At 60.4% G+C, this 25,198-nt stretch carries 24 protein-coding genes; 7 read left to right on the top strand and 17 right to left on the bottom strand.

Going from position 1 to position 25,198, the window contains the following annotated elements:
• Nucleotides 1–22: 22 nt before the first annotated feature.
• A complete protein-coding gene (locus RGV33_RS00355) occupies nt 23–742 on the top strand; it encodes a PA5502 family lipoprotein (protein WP_322142651.1) in 720 nt (239 codons plus the stop codon).
• Between the two features lie 100 nt (nt 743–842).
• Here the strand turns inward: RGV33_RS00355 and katE are convergent, their stop codons facing one another.
• On the bottom strand, nt 843–2,984 hold the full coding sequence (katE, locus tag RGV33_RS00350) for a catalase HPII (RefSeq protein WP_322142650.1): 2,142 nt from the start codon (nt 2,982–2,984) through the stop codon (nt 843–845).
• 268 nt (nt 2,985–3,252) lie between these two features.
• On the opposite strand from katE, the gene RGV33_RS00345 reads away from it, so the two are divergent.
• From RGV33_RS00345 to RGV33_RS00335, 3 genes are read left to right on the top strand one after another with little or no spacing between them, the layout of a single operon-like run.
• Nucleotides 3,253–4,260 (top strand): methionine ABC transporter ATP-binding protein, encoded by a 1,008-nt coding sequence (locus tag RGV33_RS00345; protein WP_003214829.1) that lies wholly within the window; start codon nt 3,253–3,255, stop codon nt 4,258–4,260.
• Complete coding sequence (locus RGV33_RS00340; protein WP_322142649.1) at nt 4,260–4,934, top strand: methionine ABC transporter permease; 675 nt, start codon at nt 4,260–4,262, stop codon at nt 4,932–4,934. Before RGV33_RS00345 ends, RGV33_RS00340 begins: the two co-directional genes overlap by 1 nt.
• A 51-nt stretch (nt 4,935–4,985) precedes the next feature.
• Nucleotides 4,986–5,759 (top strand): MetQ/NlpA family ABC transporter substrate-binding protein, encoded by a 774-nt coding sequence (locus tag RGV33_RS00335; protein ID WP_322142648.1) that lies wholly within the window; start codon nt 4,986–4,988, stop codon nt 5,757–5,759.
• Between the two features lie 139 nt (nt 5,760–5,898).
• Here RGV33_RS00335 and RGV33_RS00330 read toward each other — a convergent pair whose 3' ends face one another.
• The 6 genes from RGV33_RS00330 to RGV33_RS00305 form a co-directional block, all read right to left on the bottom strand.
• The gene (locus RGV33_RS00330; protein ID WP_322142647.1) at nt 5,899–6,360 is read right to left on the bottom strand and encodes a Bro-N domain-containing protein; all 462 of its coding nucleotides are present in this window, start codon (nt 6,358–6,360) and stop codon (nt 5,899–5,901) included.
• Nucleotides 6,361–6,907: 547 nt separating this feature from the next.
• Nucleotides 6,908–7,543, bottom strand: coding sequence for an SCO family protein (locus RGV33_RS00325; RefSeq protein WP_010168617.1), 636 nt, complete (start codon nt 7,541–7,543; stop codon nt 6,908–6,910).
• Nucleotides 7,540–8,439 carry a heme o synthase gene (gene cyoE, locus RGV33_RS00320; protein ID WP_322142646.1) on the bottom strand — a complete coding sequence of 300 codons (900 nt, stop codon included), beginning with the start codon at nt 8,437–8,439 and terminating at the stop codon, nt 7,540–7,542. The genes RGV33_RS00325 and cyoE overlap by 4 nt, the downstream gene beginning before the upstream one ends.
• Nucleotides 8,427–9,506, bottom strand: coding sequence for a COX15/CtaA family protein (locus RGV33_RS00315; protein WP_322142645.1), 1,080 nt, complete (start codon nt 9,504–9,506; stop codon nt 8,427–8,429). Before RGV33_RS00315 ends, cyoE begins: the two co-directional genes overlap by 13 nt.
• A 10-nt stretch (nt 9,507–9,516) precedes the next feature.
• Nucleotides 9,517–10,116 (bottom strand): hypothetical protein, encoded by a 600-nt coding sequence (locus RGV33_RS00310; RefSeq protein WP_322142644.1) that lies wholly within the window; start codon nt 10,114–10,116, stop codon nt 9,517–9,519.
• On the bottom strand, nt 10,082–10,822 hold the full coding sequence (locus RGV33_RS00305) for an SURF1 family protein (RefSeq protein ID WP_322142643.1): 741 nt from the start codon (nt 10,820–10,822) through the stop codon (nt 10,082–10,084). The genes RGV33_RS00310 and RGV33_RS00305 overlap by 35 nt, the downstream gene beginning before the upstream one ends.
• Nucleotides 10,823–10,906: 84 nt before the next feature.
• Here RGV33_RS00305 and RGV33_RS00300 point away from each other — a divergent pair, with 84 nt between their 5' ends.
• Entirely contained in the window at nt 10,907–11,110 is a 204-nt protein-coding gene (locus tag RGV33_RS00300; protein WP_010168612.1) for a twin transmembrane helix small protein, read from the top strand.
• A 6-nt stretch (nt 11,111–11,116) separates the two neighbouring features.
• Here the strand turns inward: RGV33_RS00300 and RGV33_RS00295 are convergent, their stop codons facing one another.
• From RGV33_RS00295 to coxB, 4 genes are all read right to left on the bottom strand, one after another.
• The gene (locus tag RGV33_RS00295; protein ID WP_076013312.1) at nt 11,117–12,004 is read right to left on the bottom strand and encodes a cytochrome c oxidase subunit 3; all 888 of its coding nucleotides are present in this window, start codon (nt 12,002–12,004) and stop codon (nt 11,117–11,119) included.
• Nucleotides 12,005–12,039: 35 nt separating this feature from the next.
• Complete coding sequence (locus tag RGV33_RS00290; protein ID WP_008439615.1) at nt 12,040–12,591, bottom strand: cytochrome c oxidase assembly protein; 552 nt, start codon at nt 12,589–12,591, stop codon at nt 12,040–12,042.
• A 141-nt stretch (nt 12,592–12,732) separates the two neighbouring features.
• A complete protein-coding gene (ctaD, locus tag RGV33_RS00285; protein ID WP_088426070.1) occupies nt 12,733–14,322 on the bottom strand; it encodes a cytochrome c oxidase subunit I in 1,590 nt (529 codons plus the stop codon).
• Nucleotides 14,323–14,380: 58 nt separating this feature from the next.
• Nucleotides 14,381–15,508: a cytochrome c oxidase subunit II gene (coxB, locus tag RGV33_RS00280; RefSeq protein WP_322142642.1), complete on the bottom strand. Its 1,128-nt coding sequence runs from the start codon at nt 15,506–15,508 to the stop codon at nt 14,381–14,383.
• Nucleotides 15,509–15,876: 368 nt separating this feature from the next.
• On the opposite strand from coxB, the gene RGV33_RS00275 reads away from it, so the two are divergent.
• The gene (locus RGV33_RS00275; RefSeq protein WP_322142641.1) at nt 15,877–16,524 is read left to right on the top strand and encodes a hypothetical protein; all 648 of its coding nucleotides are present in this window, start codon (nt 15,877–15,879) and stop codon (nt 16,522–16,524) included.
• Nucleotides 16,525–16,652: 128 nt separating this feature from the next.
• Here RGV33_RS00275 and RGV33_RS00270 read toward each other — a convergent pair whose 3' ends face one another.
• The 6 genes from RGV33_RS00270 to RGV33_RS00245 all read right to left on the bottom strand — a co-directional run bounded on the left by RGV33_RS00270 (nt 16,653) and on the right by RGV33_RS00245 (nt 24,214).
• A complete protein-coding gene (locus RGV33_RS00270; protein ID WP_322142640.1) occupies nt 16,653–18,194 on the bottom strand; it encodes a SulP family inorganic anion transporter in 1,542 nt (513 codons plus the stop codon).
• Nucleotides 18,195–18,278: 84 nt separating this feature from the next.
• Nucleotides 18,279–19,010 (bottom strand): carbonic anhydrase, encoded by a 732-nt coding sequence (locus tag RGV33_RS00265; RefSeq protein WP_076013306.1) that lies wholly within the window; start codon nt 19,008–19,010, stop codon nt 18,279–18,281.
• A 225-nt stretch (nt 19,011–19,235) separates the two neighbouring features.
• Nucleotides 19,236–20,294 (bottom strand): PA0069 family radical SAM protein, encoded by a 1,059-nt coding sequence (locus RGV33_RS00260; protein ID WP_322142639.1) that lies wholly within the window; start codon nt 20,292–20,294, stop codon nt 19,236–19,238.
• 81 nt (nt 20,295–20,375) lie between these two features.
• Nucleotides 20,376–21,674 (bottom strand): cytochrome c, encoded by a 1,299-nt coding sequence (locus RGV33_RS00255; protein WP_322142638.1) that lies wholly within the window; start codon nt 21,672–21,674, stop codon nt 20,376–20,378.
• A gap of 12 nt (nt 21,675–21,686) precedes the next feature.
• On the bottom strand, nt 21,687–23,471 hold the full coding sequence (locus RGV33_RS00250; protein ID WP_322142637.1) for a GMC family oxidoreductase: 1,785 nt from the start codon (nt 23,469–23,471) through the stop codon (nt 21,687–21,689).
• A 2-nt stretch (nt 23,472–23,473) separates the two neighbouring features.
• Nucleotides 23,474–24,214 (bottom strand): gluconate 2-dehydrogenase subunit 3 family protein, encoded by a 741-nt coding sequence (locus RGV33_RS00245; RefSeq protein ID WP_322142636.1) that lies wholly within the window; start codon nt 24,212–24,214, stop codon nt 23,474–23,476.
• Nucleotides 24,215–24,498: 284 nt separating this feature from the next.
• Between RGV33_RS00245 and RGV33_RS00240 the strand changes: the two genes are divergently transcribed.
• Entirely contained in the window at nt 24,499–25,185 is a 687-nt protein-coding gene (locus tag RGV33_RS00240) for a tyrosine-protein phosphatase (protein WP_322142635.1), read from the top strand.
• The last annotated feature ends 13 nt before the right edge of the window (nt 25,186–25,198 follow it).

The raw sequence follows: 25,198 nt of genomic DNA, 5'->3' as shown, positions 1-25,198 counted from the left end.
GCGCAATTAGAGAGTCGCAGGAATGAAGCTGTCCAACGCCCGTTATCTGCTCCTTGCCGCATTTTCCTTGCTGCTGGGCGCCTGCCAAAGCACCCCGCCCGCCGCCCCAGAGGCCCCGGACGCACGCGCTGCCGCCATCGCACAGCTGCAGCAAAACCTCGCCAGCAGTGAACTGGCCACCGCCGAAGACGAACTGGCCGCCTTGCAGGCCCAATCGCCCAACGACCCGGCGCTGGAGCCTTATCAGCGCCAACTGGCCGAAGCCTACTTGCAGCGTAGCCAGATCGTGCTGCAAAAAGGCGACGTCAACGCTGCCGCCACGGCCCTGAGCCGCGCCCGGGCATTGATGCCCAAGGCGCCGGCACTGACCGGTGGCGTCAACAGCGCGATCGCCCACGCCCGCAAAGTCGAGTTGGATAAAGCCGAGGCTGCCTTAAAAGCGGCTGAAGCCAAGCCGCCGGCCAAGGTCATCGACCCTGCGGCGCCTAGCACCACGGTTGCGCTGAACCTCACCGATATCGAGGCGCTGCGCCATCAACTGGATGAAATCGCCACCGACGTGGTGAATTACCAGTGCGATGTGAGCATCCAGGCGCCGCGCACCGAAGATTACCCATGGCTGGCCACGCTGCTGACCAAACGGGTGAAGCGTATCGATTCGGGGTATGACCTGAAGATTCACCGGCAGATCCTGAAGAAGGTCCCGGCGCAGGTCGTACTGGTTCCGCGCAAAGCCGAATAAAGCATCGCAGGCAAGCCAGCTCCCACACTTTGAACTGTGAACACATTCAAGTGTGGGAGCTGGCTTGCCTGCGATAGCGGCCTAACAAACCACCCATAACTTAAGCCGGAACAGCTTTAGCCTTCGGCTCCCGATCCCAGACCCGATGCTGGGCAATCGCTGCAAAAAACGCCTTCAACGCCTTCGCATCACCGCCCACGATCAACCCCGCATCCGCCTCAAGCTTGAGCACATCCAGCAATTGCTTCGCCTCACCGGCCAAGGCAATCGCCTTCAAGTGCTTGTACGCCTCCAGCAGGTAATGCAACGCCACGCCATCGCCGCTCAACGCCTGCACCGACTTGGCGCCGCCCGGCACAAACACCGCATCAAATGCCACCGACGGCAAACCTTCCATGGACGCATCCACCGGCAGGCTCTTGCCATCCGCCGTCGTCACCGGTGCCGATGTAGGCCCCAGCAGCTTCGCGTGCGCGCCCTCGGCTTCCAGCGCCGCCTTCAAGGCAGCAATCGCCGCACCATCAACGCCGTTCGCGGCCAGAATCGCAACCTTACGGGTCTTGATATCACCCGAGAGCAAGTTGGCCTGGCTCAACGCCGGCGAACGTTCTGGAGACGTCTTGCGCTCCGGCACCGTGCCTTTCTTCGGCGCCGGCAAGCCAAGGTTCTGCGCCACACGCTTGGCCAGCTCCAAGTCGATGTTGGCGAGGATCTCGTTCACCTGGCGCGCCCGGATAAACTCGCGTTCCACCTTGCCCAGCTCGAAGCTGTAGGCCGCGATGATGTGCTCCTGCTCGTGCTTGCTCATGCTGCGGAAAAACAACCGCGCCTGGGAGAAGTGATCGCCAAACGACTCACTGCGCTCACGGATCTTGTGGGCATCGATTCGCTCCGGGTACGTCTCAAAACCGCCGTCTTCGGCAGCCGGCGGAGTCTCTTTCGGCCAACCGCCATCAATCGAGTTCGGCTCATAGGAGGCGCGACCCTTGTCGATCGTGGTGCGGTGCATGGCATCCCGTTGGCCGTTGTGGAACGGCGCGACCGGCCGGTTGATCGGCAGCTCGTGAAAGTTCGGCCCACCCAGTCGGCTGATCTGCGTGTCTGTGTAGGAAAACAGACGACCTTGCAGCAGCGGGTCATTGGAGAAGTCGATACCCGGCACGATATGCCCCGGGCAGAACGCCACTTGCTCGGTCTCGGCAAAGTAGTTGTCCGGGTTACGGTTGAGCACCATCTTGCCCAGCGGCGTGATCGGCACCAGCTCTTCGGGGATCAGCTTGGTCGGGTCGAGGATGTCGAAGTCAAATTTGTGCTCGTCCTCCTCGGCGATAATCTGCACGCCCAATTCCCATTCCGGGTAATCGCCACCTTCGATGGATTCCCACAGGTCGCGACGGTGGAAGTCAGTGTCTTTGCCCGCAAGCTTCTGCGCCTCGTCCCACACCAGGGAACAGGTGCCGACCGTAGGCCGCCAGTGGAATTTGACGAAGTTGGATTTACCCTCGGCGTTCACCAGACGGAAGGTGTGCACGCCAAAACCCTGCATGGTGCGCAGGCTTTTTGGAATCGCCCGGTCAGACATGGCCCAGATCACCATGTGCGCCGACTCCGGCTGCAGCGAGACAAAATCCCAGAACGTATCGTGAGCCGAGCCACCCGTAGGAATTTCGTTATGTGGCTCAGGTTTTACCGCATGCACGAAGTCAGGAAACTTGATCGCGTCCTGAATGAAAAATACCGGCATGTTGTTACCCACCAGGTCGAAGTTGCCTTCGTCGGTGAAGAACTTCACGGCAAAGCCACGTACGTCACGCACGGTATCGCCCGAGCCGCGAGGCCCCTGCACCGTGGAGAAACGTGCGAATACCGGAGTTTTATGCTCGGGGTTACGCAGGAACCCGGCCTTGGTCAGCGCCGAATGGTTGTCATAAGTCTGGAAATAACCATGGGCGCCGGTGCCACGGGCATGGACGATGCGTTCCGGAATGCGCTCATGGTCAAAGTGCGTGATTTTCTCACGCATGATGAAGTCTTCCAGCAGCGAAGGACCACGCGAGCCGACCTTCAAGCTGTTCTGGTTATCGGAAACCTTCACGCCCTGGTTCGTGCGCAGGGCCTGGCCGGTCGCGTCAGAGCGAAATGTTTCCAGGCTTTGCAGCTTGGCGTTGGTGTTGCCACGGTCCAGAGTGTCGGTACCCGCAAGTTCGCTCTTGGGCGGGGTGACTGGCTTTTTAGTGCTCATCAGACAAAAACTCCTCGTTTGCGTAGGCCAGAGCGATCCCCGGCTCTTCTTGAGCAAAACCCCGGGCACGGCACCCGGGAATTTCGAGTTGCTTAAGTAATGACTGGCGCTGTTTTGTACCGTTCCTTTTTTATGACCTTTGATCGCGTTATTGCCAAATCGCTGGTCGGATGCGAAATAAATGCTAAGAAACGCTATACGGACAGGCTAAAATGCGCGCCCGGCTAACCGCTGATCCCTTTTTAATGCGCCCCACAAGGTTCGCTACGTGATCGAGTTTCATAACGTCCATAAAACCTACCGGGTCGCCGGTAAGGATATCCCCGCGCTGCATCCCACCAACCTGCGCGTCGAAAATGGCCAGGTGTTTGGTCTGATCGGCCATTCCGGTGCGGGAAAAAGTACTTTGCTGCGTCTGATCAACCGCCTGGAGCAACCCAGTGGCGGCCAGATCAAGGTCGATGACGAAGAAGTCACCGCCCTGGATGCCAACGGCCTGCGCCGTTTCCGGCAACAGGTCGGGATGATCTTCCAGCACTTCAACCTGCTGGCCTCCAAGACTGTCGCCGACAACGTGGCGCTGCCGCTGACGCTGGCGGGCGAGCTGTCGCGCAAGGAGATCGACCTGCGCGTGGCCGAACTACTGGCCCGGGTCGGCCTGTCCGACCACGCCAAGAAGTACCCGGCGCAGTTGTCGGGCGGCCAGAAGCAGCGCGTCGGCATTGCCCGCGCCCTGGCCACCAAGCCAAAGATCCTGCTGTGCGACGAAGCCACCAGCGCCCTCGACCCGCAAACCACGGCCTCGGTGTTGCAACTGCTGGCCGAGATTAACCGTGAGCTGAAGCTGACCATCGTGCTGATCACGCATGAAATGGACGTGATCCGCCGAGTCTGCGACCACGTGGCCGTGATGGATGCCGGCGTGATCGTCGAGCAAGGCACCGTCGCCGACGTGTTCCTGCATCCCAAGCACCCGACCACCAAGCGCTTTGTGCAAGAGTCCGAGCAGGTTGACGAAGGCGAGCAGCGTGATGACTTCGCTCACGTGCCGGGTCGCATCGTGCGCCTTACGTTCCAGGGCGAAGCGACCTACGCGCCGCTGCTGGGTACCGTCGCCCGCGACACGGGTGTGGACTACAGCATCCTCGCCGGTCGTATCGACCGCATCAAAGACATTCCCTACGGGCAACTGACCCTCGCCGTCACCGGTGGCGACATGGAGGCCGCGTTCGCCGCCTTCACCGCGGCAGACGTCCATATGGAGGTGCTGCGCTAATGGAAATCCTGTTGAGCTTTTTCTCAAATATCGACTGGTCGGAAATCCTGCTGGCCACCGGCGACACCATGACCATGCTGTTCGGCTCGCTGCTGTTCACCGTGTTGCTCGGCTTGCCGCTGGGCGTGCTGTTGTTCCTGTGCAGCCCGCGCCAACTGTTCGAACAAAAGAACCTGTACGCCTTGCTGTCGCTGATCGTGAACATCCTGCGGTCGCTGCCGTTCATCATCCTGCTGATCGTGATGATTCCGTTCACGGTGCTGATCACCGGCACCTCGCTGGGTGTTGCCGGTGCGATTCCGCCGCTGGTAGTGGGTGCCACGCCGTTCTTTGCGCGCCTGGTGGAAACTGCGCTGCGTGAAGTGGACCGCGGGATTATCGAAGCAACCCAGGCCATGGGCGCGACTACCCGGCAGATCATCACCAACGCCTTGCTGCCCGAAGCCCGCCCCGGCATCTTCGCGGCGATTACGGTGACGGCTATTACACTGGTGTCCTACACGGCCATGGCCGGTGTGGTCGGTGCCGGTGGCTTGGGCGACCTGGCGATCCGTTTCGGCTATCAACGCTTCCAGACCGACGTAATGGTGGTCACCGTGGTGATGCTGTTGATCCTGGTGCAAATTCTGCAAACCGTCGGCGACAAGCTGGTGGTGCACTTTTCTCGAAAATAACGGCTATTGCCGGCGCGAAGCCGGCCAATACCCGAACAAGGAGCTTGTTGAATGAAAAAACTACTGGTTGCTTTCGCCGCCGTTGCTGCGTTTTCCGCCCACGCCGCCGAAACCATCACCGTGGCCGCCTCGCCGGTGCCGCACGCTGAAATCCTCGAATTCGTGAAGCCGGCCCTGGCCAAAGAAGGCGTGGACCTGCAAGTCAAAGTCTTCACCGACTACGTTCAGCCAAACGTACAGGTGGCCGAAAAGCGCCTGGATGCGAACTTCTTTCAGCACCAGCCGTACCTGGATGAGTTCAACAAAGCCAAGGGCACTCACCTGGTAAGCGTGGGTGCCGTGCACCTGGAGCCTCTGGGCGCCTACTCCAGCAAGTACAAAAAGCTCGAAGACCTGCCAAGCGGCGCCAACGTCGTGATCCCGAACGACGCCACCAACGGTGGCCGTGCGCTGTTGCTGCTCGCCAACAGCAAGCTGATCACCCTGAAGGACCCGACCAACATCCTGTCGACCATCAAGGACATCACCGAAAACCCGAAAAACCTGAAATTCCGCGAACTGGAAGCCGCCACCCTGCCGCGCGTGCTGACCCAGGTCGACCTGGCGCTGATCAACACCAACTACGCGCTGGAAGCCAAGCTGGACCCGTCCAAGGACGCACTGGTGATCGAAGGCAACGACTCGCCTTACGTGAACATCCTGGTGACCCGTGAAGACAACAAGGATTCGGATGCGGTGAAGAAGCTGGTTGCAGCGCTGCATACACCGGAAGTGAAAGCGTTCATTCTCGAGAAGTACAAAGGCGCGATCCTGCCGGCGTTCTGATCTAAAGCTGAAAACCCGATCTCCCAAACACTGGAGATCAAATGTAGGAGCTGGCTTGCCTGCGATGGCATCGCTGCGGTGTATCAGTAACACCGCGCCGCCTGTATCGCAGGCAAGCCAGCTCCTACAGTTTCAAGCGCTACACGCCCGGCAACACCTTGGGCATATCCCGCAGCCGGATCCACGGCTCATTGCGCCACCGCAGCACACTCAAACTCACCGTCGACCAGGCCAGCCAACTCAGGGCCGGGCTTTCGCTTGCCTGCTGCTTGCCGCGCAGGGCCGGCACCACTTCGTGAGTCAGCCATTGGCGCAGGGCGCGATTTTCCGGGCAGTAGTGATAGATCAACATCGCGTACACGCCTGATTCGCTGAGCATCAGGGTGGGTTCAGCGTGGCCGTGAGTGGTCGCGGTTAATGTTTGTTGTTGGTCAGGGTCGAGCTTGCGCAGCAAGGCTTCGTTGAGATGCAGGCCCATCAGGTGGCCAATGTCGCGGGCGCTGAACCAGGCTTGGGCATCGATGAGGATGGCGTGCAGTTGCTGGTGATGGCGGGTGAAGACTTCGGGGGTGCAGGGTGGGTCTGGGGTAAGTGTTGTCATGGTCTGGCTCCTAACGTATTGAGGGGCCGCCAAGCACTACTTCCACGTAATGGGTGGCGGCTGTACGCAGGTGTGGAAGACCGGGACGTTAGGCACCCGGCGCGCTCGAAAGCGCCCCGCGCACAACCACCATAAAACACAGACGATAAAAAGCGCCTGACTCTAGGTGGCGCTTTGTGCGCCTAACGATATAAGGGCTTCCACACCCTGTCACTGAATTTGCAGCGACAGGGCAAAGACTAGTCAGTCGACGCACGCCAAACAAGTTCGCGCCAACCGCTACACGTTGCGGGAAAAGTCCGACGACATAGCTTCAATGCCGTCCACATAACCCATGTGGGAGCGCGCTTACTGTGATGAACGGGCTTACTGTGGTGAGCGAGCTTGCTGTGGTGAGCGGGCTTGCCCCGCGCTGGGCTGCGAAGCAGCCCCATCAATCTGCGGTGAACCCGACGGGGGACAAGCCCCCTCACCACAGCAAGCCCCCTCACCACAGCAAGCCAGCTCCCACAGTTGCGCCATGGTGCCAGCACGACAAGTGACAGGCTTACTTACGCTGCAACAACCCCGGAAATTGCGCCACCAGCTTCTGGTTGTTCAACGGCGCCCGGATAAACCCGCGCTGCGTCCCATCGGGCCCGATCAGCGCCAGGTTGCCGCTGTGGTCGACGGTGTAGTTGGGCTTGCTGGTGTCCGCTGGAATAAACGGAATGCTCACCGCGTTCGAAACCTTCTGCACATCCTCCACATTCGCGCCGGTCAGGCCTTCAAACTGTGGATCAAAGTAGCCCAGGTACTGTTTAAGCTGCGCCGGCGTATCACGATTCGGGTCAACGCTGACCAAAATCACCTGCAACTTATCCACCACGTCTTTCGGCAGCTCGCTCTTGATCTGACGCAGCTGGGCGAGGGTAGTCGGGCAGATGTCCGGGCAGAAGGTGTAGCCGAAGAACAACACGCTCCACTTGCCTTTCAGCTCGTTGACCACCACCGGCTGGCCGTCCTGGTTGGTCATGGTCACGGGCGGCAACTGGCGGCTTTGCGGCAGCAGGATGATGCCGGCGTCGATCAGCGCGGTAGGGTCGCCCTGGCCTTTGCCACTCAGTACTTTGTTGACGGTCAGGCCCATGATCAACGCGACAATGGCCACCAGAATGAAGACAGTTTTTTGAGTTCGAGTCATAGGTTCAACAATAGGTAATGGTCTACGAGCAGGGCGATAAACAGCGCGAACAGGTACCCGATAGAGTACTTGAAGGTGTTGATCGCCGCGTGCGGCCGACTGCCACGGTACAGCACCCAGGCCCATTGCAGAAAGCGCCCGCCCAGCACCAGTGCGCACACCAGGTAAAGCATGCCGCTCATGTGGATCACATACGGCATCAGGCTGACCGCCAGCAGGGCGAAGGTGTAGAGCAGGATATGCACCTTGGTGTAATGCTCGCCGTGGGTCACCGGCAGCATCGGGATGTCGGCCTTGGCGTATTCCTCTTTACGGTGAATGGCCAGGGCCCAGAAGTGCGGCGGGGTCCAGGCGAAGATGATCAGCACCAGCAGCAACGGCTCGGCGCTGACGTGGCCGGTGACCGCCACCCAACCCAGCAACGGCGGCGCAGCGCCAGCAAGGCCGCCGATAACGATGTTCTGCGGCGTCGCACGCTTGAGAAAGCCGGTGTAGATCACCGCATAGCCCAGCAGCGAAGCCAGGGTCAGCCACGCGGCCAATGGATTGGTAAACGCCAGCAACAGCGCCAGCCCGGCCACCGCCAGCACCATCGCGAACGTCAGCGCCGCCGCGGGCGATACGCGCCCTTGCGCCAGCGGCCGTTTATGGGTGCGCGCCATCAGCGCATCGATGCGCCGGTCCACCACATGGTTCACCGCTGCCGCGCCACCGGCACACAGGGCGATCCCCAGGTTGCCGAAAATCAGCACCGGCCACGGCACCCCGGCGCGCGTGGCGAGGAACATGCCCACCAACGAGGTGATAAGCATCAGCACCACCACTTTTGGCTTGGTCAGCTCCAGGTAGTCACGCCAGATCGCCTTGCTGTGACGCTCGCCGATCAAGGTCGCCATGGCATCTCTCCTTTTAGGGTCATGAGGCCCGACACGTGTTTACGCGGGCTGAAGCGCCAGCCGAACGGCAACTGATGCCGCACCCGGACCAAGCTGGTGCGGGCGTGGTAATTGACCAGCACCAGCGTCAGCAGCAACGCCGCGCCGCCGGCGTTATGAGCAACCGCTATCGGCAGCGGCAGGTGGAAATACACGTTGCTCAACCCCAGGCAGATTTGCGCCGCCAGGGCGATCAGCAACAGCCCGGCCAAGCGCGTCATGCCGACCACCTTGAGTTGCCAGGCCAGGCCGAGCAGCACGACGGTGACCAGCATCGCGCCAATCCGATGGGTAAGGTGAATCGCCGTACGCGCATCACTGTCCAGTTGCCCGCCGAGGTAATTGGGGCCGATATGCTGGGTCAGGTGGAAGCCATTGGCGAAGTCCGCCGCCGGCCACCACTGGCCGTGACAGGTTGGCAGGTCGATACAGGCCACCGCCGCATAGTTGGAACTGACCCATCCACCCAGCGCAATCTGGCCGATCACCAGTACCAGCCCGGCCGTCGCCCAGTACTGCAAGCGCTTGGGCACGATCAGCGCCGGCAACACGCCAGACAGGCGCAGCGTCAGCAAGAACAGCAGGCTCAACGTCGCGAACCCGCCCAATAAATGCCCGGTGACCACCTGCGGCCAAAGCTTGAGCGTCACCGTCCACATGCCAAACGCCGCCTGGGCGAACACCACCGCCAGCAAGAACAACGGCAGCTTCAGCGGCTGCCCCGGATGATGCCGATGGGTCCAGGCGCGCGCCGCCAGCAGTACGATCAGCAGCCCCAACGTCCCGGCGAAGTAACGGTGGGTCATCTCGTTCCAGCCCTTGTCCGCCTCTACCGGCGTGTCCGGGTAATGCAGTTCGGCATGGGCCAACTGGGCTTCGCTTTTCGGCACGCTGATAAAGCCATAGCAACCCGGCCAATCCGGGCAACCGAGGCCCGCGTGGGTCAGTCGGGTATAGGCACCCAGCAGCACCACGATCAGGGCCAGCAGGGTGGCAAACAGCGCGAGGCGAAATCCAGGTTTGGCCATGACCGTGTCCTTATCCGATGTTCGACAGTTTCAGCAGCAGGCGCAGGTCGTTAAGCAGGTCCTTGCCCTTGACCCGGGCGTCGTAGCGCAACACCAAGTTGCCGTGGGGGTCGACAATCCACAGCTGGGCATCGCCGCTGCCTTGGGCGGCGGCGCCTTTGTTGAAGGTCGAAAGGTCCAGGGAATAGCGCTGCAGTTGCGGGTATTGGGCCTTGAGCTTGGCGTCGTAGTCAGTGCTTACCGGCTGCGCGCTGGCCAGGGCGTGGCTGGCGCGGGAGGCATCACGGCCCAGGCCGATTTGCAGCTGGCGAGCCAGGTAAACCAATTGCTGGCAGTCAGCGGCGCAGGCAGTCGGCGCGGTTACCAGCAGTTGCCAGCGATCCTCGTCGGCCTGCACGCCAATGTCGGCGCGGGTCTGGCCGTTGCCGATCATCTCGCCGTGGTAGCTGCGACTGTCCGGCACCCAGAACTGCAGCTTGTACATGAAGGTGGCGAGCACCATCGGGCCGATCACCATCAGCAGGATCAGGATCAATTGCCAGCGGCCCTTGCGCCGGTTGGGCGCTGCCGGCGCGTCAGACATGTTGAGTGGATTCATGGCCGCTCCCATGGCGCTTCTCCTTTGTGTTGTGCCATCCGAGGTAGAGATAAAGACCGAATAGCGCCAGCGCCATGGCGAACCACTGCACGGCATAGCCCAGGTGTTTTTCCGGGCCCATGGCGACCACGGGCCAGTTGGTTTCGTAAGTGCCAAGGCCTGCCTCGGCCCGCACTTCATAGGCGAAGCCGTTGCGGCCCAACTCGGTCCACAACGCATCGGGATGCAGTGCAGTCAGCAATCGTGGCCATTTCGCGCCCGCCGGATCGGCATGCAGCTGGAAGGTCTCGCCGGGCGCCACATAGACCCAGGCGTCGAGATTCAGCAGTTGTTCAGGCGTGTTGAAAACCGGCGGTGTGCGCCGGTCCGGCCAGGGCAGCCAGCCACGATTGAGCAACAGCCACTGGCCGCTGGCCTGATCATGGAAAGGCTGCAACAGCTCCACACCCACCTTGGCGTCACGAAAGCGGTTGTCCAGCAGCACGCTGTGCTCGGCATCGAACTGCCCGCGCAAATGCACACGACGGAACGCCGGATCTTCGCTGGCCTGTAATTGCGTACTGCTCATGGGCTCGGCAGCGCGGCGTTCGGCGTAAGTGTCCAGCAGCGCCTGTTTTTCGTGGCCGCGTGACAGCTGCCAAAAGCCGAGAAACACCAGCAACGGCAGCAGCACGAGCACCACCAGCGTCGGCGCAATACCGGGGCGAAAGGGTTTCATGGCATTGCCGCAGAAGTCAGTGCTGCGCTGGCTATACTGAATCTCATTGCTCGCCCCCTCCAAAAAAGAGCCCCGGAGCCCACCATGCTCAAAGCAGCCATTGCCCTGATGCTGATTGCTACCGTCGTGAGCCTGTTCAGTGGCTTGTTCTTCCTGGTCAAGGACGAGGGCAACTCCAACCGCCTCGTCACTGCCTTGACCGTGCGTGTGGTGCTGGCCGTGATCACCCTCGGGTTGATCACCTGGGGGTTCTTCAGCGGCCAGCTGGTGTCTCATGCGCCGTGGTGAAACACCTCAAAGCACGTAAACGAAGAAAAACAGCCCGATCCACACCACGTCCACAAAGTGCCAATACCAACTGGCTGCTTCGAAGCCGAACTGGTGCTCGTCATTGAAATGCCCCTTCAGGATGCGCATCAGCATCACAAACAAAATGATCGTGCCGATGGTCACGTGGGCGCCGTGAAAACCCGTGAGCATGAAGAAGGTCGCGCCATACACGCCGGAACCGAGTGTCAGGCCCAGCTCTTTATAGGCGTGGATATATTCCTCAGCCTGGAACCCGAGAAATGCCCAACCCAGCAACACCGTGATCGCCAGCCAGATCTTCAGCGCGCCGCGATGGCCTTTGCGCAGGGCATGGTGAGCAATGGTGATGGTCACGCTGGAGCTGACCAGCAAGATCGTGTTGATCAGCGGCAAGCCCCACGGGCTGATGGTGCCCTTGGGCGCCGGAAACAGTTTTGGGTCAGGATTGTTCAGCAGCGGCCAGGCAAATTCGAAGTTCGGCCACAGCATGTGGGCAACGCCTTTTGAGCCTTCGCCCGCCAGCCACGGCGCCGACATGTGCCGCACATAAAACAGCGCGCCAAAAAACGCGATGAAGAACATCACCTCGGAAAAGATGAACCAGGTCATGCCCCAGCGAAACGAGCGGTCCATCTGCGAACTGTACAACCCGGCGCGGCTCTCCTTGATCACCGCGCCGAACCAGCCAAACATCATGTAGGCCAGCAGCAGGCCGCCGACGAAAAAGATCAGTGGGCCGTGGGATTCCGGGCGTGCCGCCTTCAGGTCGTTGAACCAGGTAGCCAGCCCGAACACCGTAATCAGCATGCCCAGCGTGGCAATTATTGGCCATTTGCTTTGCGCTGGTACGTAGTACGTATCATGAGTCGACATGTATTCGTTCTCCTAATCGAGCCCGCAAGCAACGCCTAGCCGCCGGTATGGACAGCCACGGGCGGTTGGCGCGCGGTGATATCGAACAGCGTGTACGCCAGGGTCAAATGCTTCACATCCTTGGGCATGTCGCGGTCGACAATGAAGCGCACCGGCATCTCTATGCGCTGACCTGGCTGTAGCACTTGCTGGGTGAAGCAAAAACACTCGGTCTTGTGGAAGTACATCGCCGCCTCGGCAGGCGAAATACTCGGCACCGCCTGGGCGGTCATCGGTTTGTCGGTGGGGTTGTAGGCCACGAACAGCATCTCGGTGACCGCGCCGGGGTTGACCACCACCTCGTCGGCCTTGGAATGGAACTCCCAGACCATGTCGATGGCATTGGTGGACAGGAACTGCACGCGCACCTGCCGCGTCGGGTCCACCACCTGCTCGCCTTCGTACTGCCCGGCGGTCTTGCCGTTGATGCCGAACGCCTTGCACATCACGTCGTAGATAGGCACCAGGGCAAAGCCGAAGGCGAACATTGCCACCACCAGGATCAGCAGCCGCGTGACCAGGCGCTTGATAGGCACGGACTCAAGCATGGTGGCCACCTGCGATTGAATGTTCTGTGAATGGCCTTTCTGTGGGAGCTGGCTTGCCTGCGATGCTGGCAACTCGGTCTTTCAGGTACACCGAAGTGATGCCAACGCAGGCAAGCCAGCTCCCACAGGATAGGGAGGTGTTCATTTGACCTCCGGCGGTGTGGTGAAGGTGTGGTACGGCGCAGGCGAAGGGATGCTCCACTCCAGCCCTTCGGCGCCATCCCACGGCTTGGCCGGCGCAGGCGGGCCGCCACGGATGCACTTGATGACGATGAACAGGAAGAAGATCTGCGTCGCGCCAAAAGTGAAGGCACCGATGGAGGAGACCATGTTGAAGTCGGCGAACTGCAGGTTGTAGTCCGGTACCCGACGCGGCATGCCAGCAAGTCCTACAAAGTGCATCGGGAAGAACGCCATGTTCATCCCCACGAACGACAACCAGAAGTGCAGCTTGCCCAAGGTTTCGTCGTACATGTGGCCGGTCCATTTCGGCAGCCAGTAGTAGGCCGAGGCGAAGATCCCGAAGATCGCGCCAGGCACCAGTACGTAATGGAAATGCGCCACCACAAAGTAGGTGTCGTGGTACTGGAAGTCCGCCGGGGCGATGGCCAGCATCAACCCGGAGAAACCGCCAATGGTGAACAGAATCACGAAGGCCACGGCGAACAGCATCGGCGTCTCGAAGGTCAGCGAGCCTTGCCACATGGTGCTGACCCAGTTGAATACCTTCACCCCCGTCGGCACCGCGATCAGCAGCGTGGCGTACATGAAGAACAGCTCGCCCACCAGCGGTATGCCCACCACAAACATGTGGTGCGCCCACACGATGAACGACAGGAACGCGATGCTCGCCGTGGCGTACACCATCGAGGTGTAGCCGAACAGCGGCTTGCGCGAGAAGGTCGGGATGATGGAACTGACGGCGCCGAAGGCCGGCAGGATCATGATGTACACCTCAGGGTGCCCGAAGAACCAGAACACATGCTGGAACAACACCGGGTCACCACCACCTGCGGCACTGAAGAAGCTGGTGCCGAAGTGGATGTCCATCAGCATCATGGTCACGCAACCCGCCAGCACCGGCATTACCGCGATCAACAGGAACGCAGTGATCAGCCAGGTCCAGACGAACAGCGGCATTTTCATCAACGTCATGCCGGGAGCGCGCAAGTTCAGGATGGTGGCGATCACGTTGATCGCGCCCATGATCGAACTGATGCCCATCAAGTGGATGGCGAAGATGAAGAACGTCACGCTTTCCGGCGCGTAGGTGGTCGAGAGTGGGGCGTAGAAGGTCCAGCCGAAGTTCGGCCCGCCGCCGGGCATGAACAGGGTGGAAACCAGCATCAGGAACGCCGCCGGCAGCAGCCAGAAGCTGAAGTTGTTCATGCGCGGCAAGGCCATGTCGGGCGCGCCGATCATCAACGGGATCATCCAGTTGGCCAGGCCGACAAACGCCGGCATCACCGCACCGAACACCATTACCAGGCCGTGCATGGTGGTCATCTGGTTAAAGAACGCCGGCTCCACGATCTGCAGGCCCGGCTGGAACAGCTCAGCGCGGATCACCATGGCGAACGAGCCGCCGAGCAGGAACATCGCGAAGCTGAACCACAGGTACATGGTCCCGATGTCTTTGTGGTTGGTGGTCAGCACCCAGCGCATCAAGCCCTTGGCGGGGCCGTGGGCGTGGTCACCGGCATGACCGTGGTCATCGATCACTGCGCTCATGGCTTTTCTCCTGCGAACGAGTGGGCGGGACGGTTCAGGGAATACGCAATGAAGGAAGTCATTTGCTTTGCGCCTGTTTCAAAGCCAGCACATCTTTAGGAGTGACCATGTCGCCTTTGTTGTTGCCCCAGGCGTTACGTTCGTAGGTCACGACCGCCGCAATATCGACTTCCGACAGTTGCTTGCCGAACGCCGCCATGGCGGTGCCGGGCTTGCCGAAGTACACGCGGTGCAAGTGGTCTTCCTTGGGCCCGGTAGCAATCGGCGAGCCTTTGAGCGCCGGGAACATCGGCGGCAAGCCCTGGCCTTCAGCCTGGTGACAGGCCACGCAAGTGGTGTGGTAGATCTTGTCGCCACGGGCCACCAGCTCATCCAGGGTCCATTCCTTGGAGGTCAATTCCTTGAGCTTGGCGGCTTCTGCCTTGCGCTCGCCGAGCCAGGTGTCGTAGTCGGCCTTGGACTTGACCTCCACCACGATCGGCATGAAGCCGTGGTCCTTGCCGCACAGTTCGGCGCACTGGCCACGGTAGATGCCGGGCTTCTCGACCCGGGTCCAGGCCTCGTTGACAAAACCGGGAATCGCATCACGCTTCACCGCAAACGCCGGCACCCACCAGGAGTGGATCACGTCGGCGGCGGTCACCAGGAAACGCACCTTGGCGCCCACCGGCAGCACCAGCGGCTGGTCGACTTCCAACAGGTAATGCTCGCCTTTGACGGCCTGGTTATGGATCTGCTCGGCAGGCGTGGCCAGGTTGCTGAAGAACTCGACGTCCTGGCCCAGGTATTTGTAATGCCACTTCCACTGGTAGCCGGTGACCTGGATATCGATATCCGACTCGGTGCTGTCGTAGATGTTGATCAGTGTCTTGGTGGCCGGAATGGCCATGGCCACCAGGATCAGCAAGGGCACCACGGTCCAGAGAATCTCTACCGTCGTGCTTTCGTGGAATTTGGCTGCCACCTGGCCCGTGGAGCGCCGGTGAACGATCATCGACCAGAACATCGCGCCAAACACGACGATGCCAATCGCCACACAGATCCAGAAAATGGTCATGTGCAGGTCAAACACGGCGTGGCTGACTTCAGTGGCCCCTGGCGCCATATTCGTTGTCCAGGCGGCGTGCGCCTGGCCGAATACTGACCACAACAGTAGGCCCATCCAAACATGTGGATGTCGCGTCATTGCGGGTTCCCCTTATCGTTCTTGTTATCCCGCCGGTTTGCACCTGCGGCCAAGGGAGCGGCTTCCATACTGCTTACAACCGCTAAGCCTTGCCTGCTCATGCAGTCGGGCGTCATCAGCTAATTGCGTACAAAATCGAGTATAGACAGCGACCGCCACCCCGCAATGTGATCGGGCAAATGAACGAAAATGAAGAAACGGACCACACAACAGGACCGATGGCGCGTGTTATCCGACGAACGATGGCGATTTGATATAACGCCAGCGCATAACCATGAAATAATTATGACAAATGCGTCTTAGGCTCTCGTATAAACGAGCTACCTTATGCTCTCCCTATTTCCTACGCCTGCATCACTGGAGCTTTCATGAACACCGCCGCATTGCGCGAGCAGATTTCCCGTGCACATCAACACGAATCCAGCACTGGCCAGCTTGCTCAACAGCTGGAAGTCCAGTTACCGCACCTGCACCCGGCGATTTCCCTGCCGGATGTCGACGCCAAGGGCGTGATGACGCGTTTTGTCAGCGCCTACATCGACCAGGTCCCGGATTTGCTGGATGCGGCCAACGATGTCGCCCGCGAAGCCGGTATTGAAAGCCAGATCAAGCCGGTGCTGAAAATCGCCGAGCATTTCTTCCTGCAGCCGCCAGCGATCCTGGCCGGGCATGAAGGCCTGGACGGTTTGCTGGACGAGGCTTACCTGGCGCATCGCCTGGTGGAAGAGGTCAACGACCTGTACATCAAGCATTTCGGCCAGCCGTTGATTCCGCTGGATACCACCGTGGCTAACGTGATTGCTCACCAATTGATCGGCGAGACGTTTGCCAATCGACTGGATGAAGCGGTGCACCACGCGGTGGATGAGATGCTCAACGAAGAAAGCTTTGCGCTGGAGTCGGTCGAGGCGTACCGCGACAAGCTCAAGAGCCCGCACACGGAAGCCGCGTGGAAGCGCTGGCCGTGCCTGTCGCGGCAGTTGGGCGTGGGGCTTGAGCTGGACCAGCCAGCCTGAATGTCCCGACCTGCATAAATCAAATGTGGGAGCGAGCTTGCCCGCGATGCCGGTGTATCAGCCAATATATTTTTGACTGATCTATCGCCATCGCGGGCAAGCCCGGCTCCCACAGGGTTATATATAGTTCACACGGCAGCTGACCCAATCCCGGTGGTCGTCCGCACCCGGCCTTCCAACCTGCGCTTTAACCCCCGCGCCTCGATCATCAGCTTCGAGCCCTTGGCCGCATTGGCGCGCCCCCATTCCTCCAGCAATTCAAGGCAGGAGTGGTCGATGTAACTCAGGTTACTGAGCGGCACGTGCAAGGTGGTCCCGGCGGGTACCGTCGACAGCACCTGGGTCAATGCCGGCACCTTGAGAAAGGTCCCCGCCCCGGTCAATCGCAACTCCATCTCGCCGTCCTGCGGCAGGTCGATCAGGCTTATTTTCAAGCGTGAAGCCTTGAACGCCAGCTTCACCAGCGTCAATCCGAAGCCCACCAACACACCCGTCAGCAAGTCGGTAAGGATGATTGCCAGGGCCGTCGCCGCGTAGGTAAACATCGGCATTCGCCCATAACGCGCCAGGCCACGAAACGCCTTCATGTCCACCAGCTTGATCCCGGTGTACACCAGCACGCCCGCCAGGCTCGCCACCGGAATGCTTTGCAGCACGCTGGACAGCAGCAATACGAACGCCAGCAGCCACAAGCCGTGAAACATCGCCGACAAACGCGTGGTAGCGCCAGCCTGGACGTTGGCCGAACTGCGCACGATCACACCCGTCATCGGCAAGGCGCCGACCAGGCCACACAACATGTTGCCCACGCCCTGCGCCGACAATTCCTTGTCGAAATCGGAACGCTGGCCACTGTGCATACGGTCAACTGCCGCCGCCGACAGCAGGGTTTCAGCACTGGCGATAAACGCCACCGCAAAGGCCGCGATCAATAGATTGGGATCCGCGAGGTTGAGTAAGTCGCTGGGGCGCAGCCAGTCGATGGCATCCGCCAGGTTTTCCGGCACCTCTACACGCTTGACCTGCAACGCCAGCACCAGGCTGGTGACGGTCGCCAAGCCCACGCCGAGCAGGGCGCCGGGCACGAAGCGCAGCTTTTGCGGACGGAACTTGTCCCACAGCCACATCACCAGAATCGTCGCCAACCCGAGCAAACCGGCCTGCCAGCCAAGCCCGCCGCCGAGGGAAGGAATCGCTTGGACCAACGCTGCCGGAAACCCGGCGAGGTTATCCAGCCCCGAAGGTTTTGGCACGCCGTCGAGCATCACATGCACTTGCGACAGGACAATCAGCACGCCGATCCCCGCCAGCATCCCGTACACCACAGCAGGCGCGGTCACGCGAAACCAGCAACCCAGCCGCAGGCGCCCGGCCACCAGTTGCAGGAAGCCCGCCAGCAACAGGATCGGCCCGAGCATGGCCATGCCATGCTGACGCACCAGCTCGAACACCAACACCGCCAACCCGGCAGCCGGGCCGCTGACTTGCAGCGGCGACCCCGCCAACCAACCCACTACCAGCCCACCGATGATCCCGGTGATCAGGCCTTTGGCCGGCGGCATCCCTGATGCGATGGCGATCCCCATGCACAGCGGCAGGGCGACCAGAAACACAACCACGGAGGCCAACAGCTCCCGCGGCAGTACAGCTTTTAATTGAGCAGCACGCATGATGACTCTCCCGAGGCATTCGCCGGGCGTGGCAAGGCCTGGCTGCTCGAATGGCAGCCATCGCGTTACCCGACAGGGGATGTTTTAGAAGCGCGCTTTAGGCGTCGCGGAGGGGATCGGTTGAGTACCGTTCAATGGCAGGAACGCTGCCTGATCCGCATCGTATGCCCTGATTTCGCTGGTCTCGATGTCATAGACCCAGCCATGGATAAACAAATGCCCGTTGGCCATGCGCGAGGCCACCGACGGGTGCGTGCGCAGGTGCTGCAGCTGGGCGATCACGTTTTCTTCGGTCAGCACATGCATGCTTTCGTGTTCGTTGGCGCAGTCGCAGTTGTCCTGGACCATGGTCTTGGCGACCTCGGCGTGGCGCAGCCAGGCCTTTACCGTGGGCATTTTTTCCAGGCTTTGGGGGTTGAGCACCGCGCGCATGGCGCCGCAGTCGGAGTGGCCGCAAATGATGATGTGCTGCACGCCCAGGGCCAGTACCGCGTACTCGATGGCCGTGGAAACACCGCCGTTCATCTGCCCATAAGGCGGTACGACATTGCCGACGTTACGGGTCACGAACAAATCCCCCGGGGAGCTTTGGGTGATCAGTTCGGGAACGATGCGCGAGTCGGCGCAGGTAATGAACATCGCCCGTGGGCTCTGGGCCGTGGCGAGTTTTTTGAAGAGTTCTTCCTGCTGCGGAAAGATCTCGTTGTGGAAATGCAAAAAGCCTTCAACGATGTGCTGCAGCGCTGCATCGGCGGACTCCGCCTCGTGAGGGGCTGAAGCCGACGCAGCCAACGGCTGTTTATCCTTGTCACTCATGATTCATCCTCTGGGTTGGAGTAGGGGAGCTTTGCGTTTCGTCCAGCGTCGCACCATTGGAATAGTTGGAGAAACCTGGAAGGTGCGAATCCGACTCACTAGTCACTCGATAAACAAGGTACCCGCCGAAACTTAACTCAAACTGAATGAACCGCTCTAGATCGGGGCTTTCATTGATATCAAAACGCGACTATTCCTACAAGACAGTGAGTTTTACCCAACAGTCTACAACAATGCCATCTGCCTGCCCGGCGGGCAAAACGCCGTGCAGTCCAGGTTAAACCCTTCCCGGCGGTTGAGCCCCAATCGCTTGATCGCCTTGGCGAAACGTTGCGCCAACAGATCGGCAAACGGCCCTTCGCCGCGCATGCGTACCCCGAAGCGACTGTCATAGACCTCACCGCCACGCACCTGCCGCACCAGGCTCATCACATGGGCCGCCCGCTGCGGGTAATGGGCCGCCAGCCATTCCTCAAACAGCGGCGCCACTTCCAGGGGCAGGCGCAGCATCATGTACGCCGCGCTTTGTGCACCCGCGGCATGGGCTTCGGTCAGCAGGCTCTCCAGCTCGCTGTCGTTGATCATCGGGATCATCGGCGAACACAGCACGCCTACCGGGATCCCCGCCTCACGCATCACCCGAATCGCCCGCAACCGGGCCTTGGGCGCAGCCGTGCGAGGTTCGAGGATGCGCTTGAGCTCGTCGTCCAGGCTGGTAAGGCTGATCATCACCGCCACCAGTCGCTGCTGCGCCAGCTCGGTCAACAGGTCGAGGTCGCGCAGGATCAGCGAGCCCTTGGTAATGATGGTTACCGGGTGGCGATAACGCAGCAGCACTTGGAGGGTTTGGCGGGTGATCTTGTACTCGCGCTCGATGGGCTGGTACGGGTCGGTATTGGAGCCCAGGTTGATCGGTGCGCAGGTGTAGCCCGGTTTCGACAGTTGTTGCTCCAGCACGTCGGCGGCGTTGGTCTTGGCGATCAGCTTGGTTTCGAAATCCAGCCCCGGCGACAAGTCCCAATAGGCATGGCTGGGCCGCGCATAGCAGTAGATACAGCCATGCTCGCAGCCGCGATACGGGTTGATCGCCCGGTCAAACGGGATATCCGGCGAGCTGTTGCGGGTGATGATGGTTTTCGCGGTTTCGATACGGACTTCAGTGCCCTGGGTCTGTGGCACTTCCTGATACCAACCGTCGTCTTCCGCCACGCTGACGGTGGGCGCAAAACGGTTGTGCAGGTTGGTGGCCGTGCCGCGCCCGCGAGGCGGCAGAGGAGTAGACATGAAAGCGCCTCTATACTGTTTTTTTATACAGTATAGAGGCGCAAGGTTTCTGACCAGTGCCGTTGGGCGGCCAACCTCCAATCAATGCTTGGAGGTCACCTGGCCAAGGTCATCGCCAGAGGTGGTTTGCATATCGTTCTTGCGCAGGTTCGCCACGTCACTGGCTTTTACCGGCGCACCTTTGTTGCCCCAACTGCCCCGCACGAAACTGACGACATCCGCCACTTCCTGATCCGACAACCGCCAGGCAAATGCCGGCATGGTGAAGGTCGAAGGCGCCGTGTGAGTCGCCGGCAACGTACCGCCGTTCAACACGATGTTGATCAGCGAGGTGGCATCGGCCGTCTGCAACACCGGGTTGCCCGCCAGCGCCGGGAATACTCGGGTGTAGCCATGGCCGTCGGTACGGTGGCAGGCTGCGCAGTTGTCGATGTACACCGAGGCGCCGGGCTTGCTGTCATCGCCCTTCCACAGCGCGTCGGCCACCTGCTTGTCGTACTGGTGCGGCTGATCCTTGGGGTCCACCGCCGGCAGGCTCTTGAGGTAACGGGCGATAGCCGTCAGGTCCTGTTGCGACATGTACTGCATGCTGTGGACGACAACGTCGCTCATGCCGCCAAACACTGCGCTGCGATCGCTGCGGCCGGTCTTGAGGAATTGCACCAACTGTTCTTCGCTCCAGCTGCCCAGGCCGTCCTTGTGGTCACCGCGCAGGCTCTTGGCAATCCAGCCTTCCAGCGGTGCGCTGCCGGACAGGAAAGCACTGCCATCCGACGCACTCAGGGATTTTTCCTGCATGGTCAGCGCCCGTGGCGTATGGCAGGCGCCGCAATGCCCGAGGCCTTCCACCAGATACGCACCACGGCTGATCACCGGGTCGGCGCCCGCCTGGGCCTGATAATCCTCGACCTTGGGCGCGAACATCCAGCGCCAGCCAGCCAGCGGCCAGCGCATGCTCAATGGCCAGGGAATATCGCTGTCCTTGTTCACCTGCGCCACCGGCTCCACGCCCTTCATGAAGTACGCATACAGCGCCTGCATGTCGCTTTCGCTGACACGCGCGTAAGACGGGTAGGGCATCGCCGGGTAAAGGGTACTACCGTTCTTGGCGACGCCATGGCGCACGGCCTGGTCGAAGTCTTCGAAGCTGTAGTCGCCCAGGCCGGTTTTATCCGGGGTGATGTTGGTGGAGTAAATAGTGCCGATCGGCGTTTCCATCGGCAGGCCACCGGCGAACGGCTTGCCACCCTTGGCGGTGTGGCAGGCCACGCAGTCACCGGCGCGCGCCAGGTATTCACCCTGTTTGACCAAATCGGTGTCGGCCGCACTTACCGAGCAACTGCTGAACAAGGCCAGGGACGCAATAACAAATGCTTTCATGGTCATCGCTCCTTATGCCTGAACCAATGGGCCGGGGTTTTTCAGGTACTGCTCGCGAATCGCCCGCGCCGACCAGTAGGTCAATGCCGCCACCAGGCCCGTAGGGTTGTAGCCCAAGCCTTGTGGGAACGCGGAAGCGCCAGGGACAAATACGTTGTGCACGTCCCAGCACTGCAAGTAGCGGTTCAAGGCGCTGGTTTTCGGGTCGGTGCCCATGATTGCGCCACCGTTGAGGTGGGTGGTCTGGTAAGCCGCGGTATTGAAGTGCTCGCCGACCTTTTTGCCCAGCAAGGCGATAGCCTTGGGGTTCATCGCTTCGGCAACCTTGCTCATTTTGTCGACCATGAAGCGGTTCATCTTGATGTCGTTTTCCTGCCAGTCGAAGGTCATGCGCAGCAGCGGCATACCGTAGGCATCGCGGTAAACCGGGTCCAGGTCGAGGTAGTTGCCACGGTAGGATTGATGAGCGCCGTGGGCATCCATCGACACTTGGTGGGTGTAATAGTCGGCGGTGGCGCGCTTCCAGGCGCTGCCCCAGGCCGGGGTGCCCGGTGGGTTGGAGGTGCCGGCAATCGGCCGGCTGCCCGCCTGGTTGACCCACATCGGCGAACCGCCCACGAAACCATGAGGCCCGTGGTCGAAATTGTCGGCGTTGAAGTCATCGATCGCCACGCCATTGCCGCCGGCACCGATGAAATTGTTGGTGTGCACGTCCTTGTCGAAGAACACCTTGATCGTAGCCATGTTCTGGTAGGCGAAGTTGCGGCCCACCACGCCCTCGCCGGAGATCGGGTCGTAGGGTTTGCCGATGCCCGACAACAGCATCAGGCGCACGTTGTTGAACTGGAAGGAACCGAGGATCACCAGGTCCGCTGGCTGCTCGCATTCGCGCCCTTGGGCGTCGACATACGTCACGCCGGTGGCCTTGCGCTTGGTGCTGTCGAGGTTGACCTTCAGCACGTGGGAATTGGGCCGCAGTTCGAACTTGGGCTCCTGGCGCAATGCCGGCAGGATGTTCACGTTCGGCGAAGCCTTGGAATACATGTAGCAGACATAACCGCTGCAGAAGCCGCAGAAGTTGCACGGGCCCATTTGTGCGCCGTAGGGGTTGGTGTACGGCCCCGACGTATTCGCGGAGGGCAGGTTGTAGGGCTTGTACCCCACGGCGGTGGCGGCCTTCTGGAACAGCTGTGCAGAGACGGTGTTCTTCTGCGATTCCAACGGAAAATGATTCGAGCGATCCGGTGCATAAGGGTTACCACCCTTGCCTTCGCCCACCAACTGCCCCTTCACCGTCCAGGCTTGCCCGGAGGTGCCGAAGACTTTCTCGGCATAGTCGAAAAACGGCTCCAGCTCTTCATAGCTGACGCCGAAATCCTGAATAGTCATGTCCTTGGGAATGAAGTTTTTCCCGTAGCGCTCTTCGTAATGGCTGCGCATGCGCAACTCGATCGGGTCTACCCGAAAGTGCACCCCGGACCAGTGCAGACCAGCACCGCCCACACCGTTGCCAGGCAGGAAGGCACCGAGCTGACGGTTGGGCATGGCGACATCATTCACGCTATGGCGAATGGTGACGGTTTCCTTGGAGATGTCCTGGAAGAGTTTTTTACGCACGCTGTAGGTCAGTTCGTCGATGACCTGGGGATAGTTGCCGTCGGGGTAGGTGTCCTGCATCGGGCCGCGCTCCAGCGCTACCACGTTAAGGCCAGCTTCCGTCAGCTCCTTGGCCATGATCGCTCCGGTCCAGCCAAAGCCCACGATCACTGCATCCACTTTCTTCATGATGGTCGCCACGTTTACGCCCTCTCGCCACGGATCGAAACAGCCGGGAAGGGGTATTGTTCGTTGCGTTCAACCCAATCCATGAAATCGGCGCGGGCGCCGGGGAAGCCGATCATGGTCCAGCCGACCATGCCTTTGTTGCCACCGTGGACCGGGTCGCAGAAGAACCCTTCCTTGGTGTTTTGCAGCAACAGATTGAAAAAAATCTTCGGCGGAACGCTGTCGAACTGTGCGTCACCGGCTTCCAGACGCTGAAGCAACTTTTCCTGGGTAGCGCTGTCTTGCTCGGCAAATAGCTTACCGTTCATCGCTTTGGACCAGGCATCCGTGGCAGCAATGCCCAGGCGATAGATTTCCTTGGGCACCAATTTGCTCTGCCAGCCCATTTCAGGCGGCGCGTCGGCATTGAACGGGCCTTGCATGAACCACAGCGCGCCCGCTGCGTAAGGCGTGTTCATCTGGCGGTCGATGTATTCCGGCGCGCCGGCTTCCAAAGCGCCTGGGCCCTGGTCGTCCGCCGGGATCAGGCGGGCAACGGCTGCGTTGATAAAGGCCCATTCCTCGGCAGTGAAATAGCTCGGCTCGTAGGCCTTGCCGCTGACAGGCGTTTTCTCGGGGCTGGCTTGAACCGGCTCCGGAACCGCCATCAGCATCGAACCGCCCAGGCCCGTGCTGGCGACAGTGACCACCGGGATCAAGGTCAAGGATTTGCGCAAAAACTCACGCCGGGGGTTGTCTTGATCTTGATCAGACATGGTGGCACCTCATCATGTGGTCACGGATTTATCAGCCGCTTCTGGGAGCGACTTATAGTATTGGCGGTAAATGGGATCCAAAGGACCCAAAAAGATAGAACACAGCAGCAATCAATAGTTACAAAGGATAGCAGCCTAAGCATCCAGGAGAATCGATTCAGCGGGAAAAAACAGACTGGCAGCCGGCTTATTCACGATTCTTTGACGAGTACCTCACACGACGTTGACCCCATGTAGGTGAATCTGGAGCTCATCGGCCCTTTACCTATTCGGTCACATCGCACATGTTCAAGAATCAATTGCTGCCTGCCCTCGGCCTCGTGTTCATGGCGATGTTCTCCACCGTCCCTACCCAGGCCGAAGAACTCACGCCCATTCGCTCGCCGGAATGGGCCCAGCCGGTGGGCAACCAATACAATCTGTACCAGATGACGCCCACGCTTTACCGCAGCGCGCTGCCAGACAGCAGTGCTGTGCCTGTACTTGAACAACTCAAGATCGGCACGGTGATCAACTTTCTGCCGGAATCCGACGCCGACTGGCTGAAATCACCCGCGATCAACCAGGTGCAATTGTCTTACCGCACAAACCACGTTGACGACGCCGACGTGCTCGCCGCGTTGCGTGCCATCCAGGACGCCGAAGCCAACGGCCCGGTGTTGATGCACTGCAAGCACGGTTCCGACCGCACAGGCCTGATGGCGGCGATGTACCGCGTGGTGATTCAGGGATGGAGCAAGGAAGACGCGCTGAACGAAATGACCTTGGGTGGCTTCGGCGCCAGTAATGGCTTCAAGGACGGCGTTCGCTACATGATGAAGGCTGATGTCGACAAGTTGCGCACTGCACTGGCCAACGGGGAATGCAGCACCAGCGCTTTTGCACTGTGCTCGATGAAAAGCTGGCTGAATACGGCTGACAACGCTATTGACCCGGGCCAGGAAAAAACAGCGCTGGTCATCGCTCCCTGAGCCGTCGGCTAAG

This window comes from Pseudomonas sp. Bout1 (assembly GCF_034314165.1).
Classification (GTDB): Bacteria; Pseudomonadota; Gammaproteobacteria; order Pseudomonadales; family Pseudomonadaceae; genus Aquipseudomonas.
The sequence above is the reverse complement of the archived record's forward strand: the minus strand, read 5'-3'. Positions and strand labels throughout refer to the sequence as shown.

What these genes read in the sequence shown, in the direction of transcription:
- RGV33_RS00240 (WP_322142635.1), top strand. Translation starts at nt 24,499, where the DNA reads ATGTTCAAGAATCAATTGCTGCCTGCCCTCGGCCTCGTGTTCATGGCG.
- RGV33_RS00270 (WP_322142640.1), bottom strand. Translation starts at nt 18,194, where the DNA reads ATGCGTGCTGCTCAATTAAAAGCTGTACTGCCGCGGGAGCTGTTGGCC.
- RGV33_RS00305 (WP_322142643.1), bottom strand. Translation starts at nt 10,822, where the DNA reads ATGAAACCCTTTCGCCCCGGTATTGCGCCGACGCTGGTGGTGCTCGTG.
- RGV33_RS00260 (WP_322142639.1), bottom strand. Translation starts at nt 20,294, where the DNA reads ATGTCTACTCCTCTGCCGCCTCGCGGGCGCGGCACGGCCACCAACCTG.
- coxB (WP_322142642.1), bottom strand. Translation starts at nt 15,508, where the DNA reads ATGACGCGACATCCACATGTTTGGATGGGCCTACTGTTGTGGTCAGTA.
- RGV33_RS00310 (WP_322142644.1), bottom strand. Translation starts at nt 10,116, where the DNA reads ATGGGAGCGGCCATGAATCCACTCAACATGTCTGACGCGCCGGCAGCG.
- RGV33_RS00245 (WP_322142636.1), bottom strand. Translation starts at nt 24,214, where the DNA reads ATGTCTGATCAAGATCAAGACAACCCCCGGCGTGAGTTTTTGCGCAAA.
- RGV33_RS00315 (WP_322142645.1), bottom strand. Translation starts at nt 9,506, where the DNA reads ATGGCCAAACCTGGATTTCGCCTCGCGCTGTTTGCCACCCTGCTGGCC.
- RGV33_RS00330 (WP_322142647.1), bottom strand. Translation starts at nt 6,360, where the DNA reads ATGACAACACTTACCCCAGACCCACCCTGCACCCCCGAAGTCTTCACC.
- RGV33_RS00295 (WP_076013312.1), bottom strand. Translation starts at nt 12,004, where the DNA reads ATGTCGACTCATGATACGTACTACGTACCAGCGCAAAGCAAATGGCCA.
- RGV33_RS00255 (WP_322142638.1), bottom strand. Translation starts at nt 21,674, where the DNA reads ATGAAAGCATTTGTTATTGCGTCCCTGGCCTTGTTCAGCAGTTGCTCG.
- katE (WP_322142650.1), bottom strand. Translation starts at nt 2,984, where the DNA reads ATGAGCACTAAAAAGCCAGTCACCCCGCCCAAGAGCGAACTTGCGGGT.
- RGV33_RS00290 (WP_008439615.1), bottom strand. Translation starts at nt 12,591, where the DNA reads ATGCTTGAGTCCGTGCCTATCAAGCGCCTGGTCACGCGGCTGCTGATC.
- RGV33_RS00325 (WP_010168617.1), bottom strand. Translation starts at nt 7,543, where the DNA reads ATGACTCGAACTCAAAAAACTGTCTTCATTCTGGTGGCCATTGTCGCG.
- ctaD (WP_088426070.1), bottom strand. Translation starts at nt 14,322, where the DNA reads ATGAGCGCAGTGATCGATGACCACGGTCATGCCGGTGACCACGCCCAC.
- RGV33_RS00340 (WP_322142649.1), top strand. Translation starts at nt 4,260, where the DNA reads ATGGAAATCCTGTTGAGCTTTTTCTCAAATATCGACTGGTCGGAAATC.
- RGV33_RS00355 (WP_322142651.1), top strand. Translation starts at nt 23, where the DNA reads ATGAAGCTGTCCAACGCCCGTTATCTGCTCCTTGCCGCATTTTCCTTG.
- RGV33_RS00275 (WP_322142641.1), top strand. Translation starts at nt 15,877, where the DNA reads ATGAACACCGCCGCATTGCGCGAGCAGATTTCCCGTGCACATCAACAC.
- RGV33_RS00335 (WP_322142648.1), top strand. Translation starts at nt 4,986, where the DNA reads ATGAAAAAACTACTGGTTGCTTTCGCCGCCGTTGCTGCGTTTTCCGCC.
- cyoE (WP_322142646.1), bottom strand. Translation starts at nt 8,439, where the DNA reads ATGGCGACCTTGATCGGCGAGCGTCACAGCAAGGCGATCTGGCGTGAC.
- RGV33_RS00265 (WP_076013306.1), bottom strand. Translation starts at nt 19,010, where the DNA reads ATGAGTGACAAGGATAAACAGCCGTTGGCTGCGTCGGCTTCAGCCCCT.
- RGV33_RS00300 (WP_010168612.1), top strand. Translation starts at nt 10,907, where the DNA reads ATGCTCAAAGCAGCCATTGCCCTGATGCTGATTGCTACCGTCGTGAGC.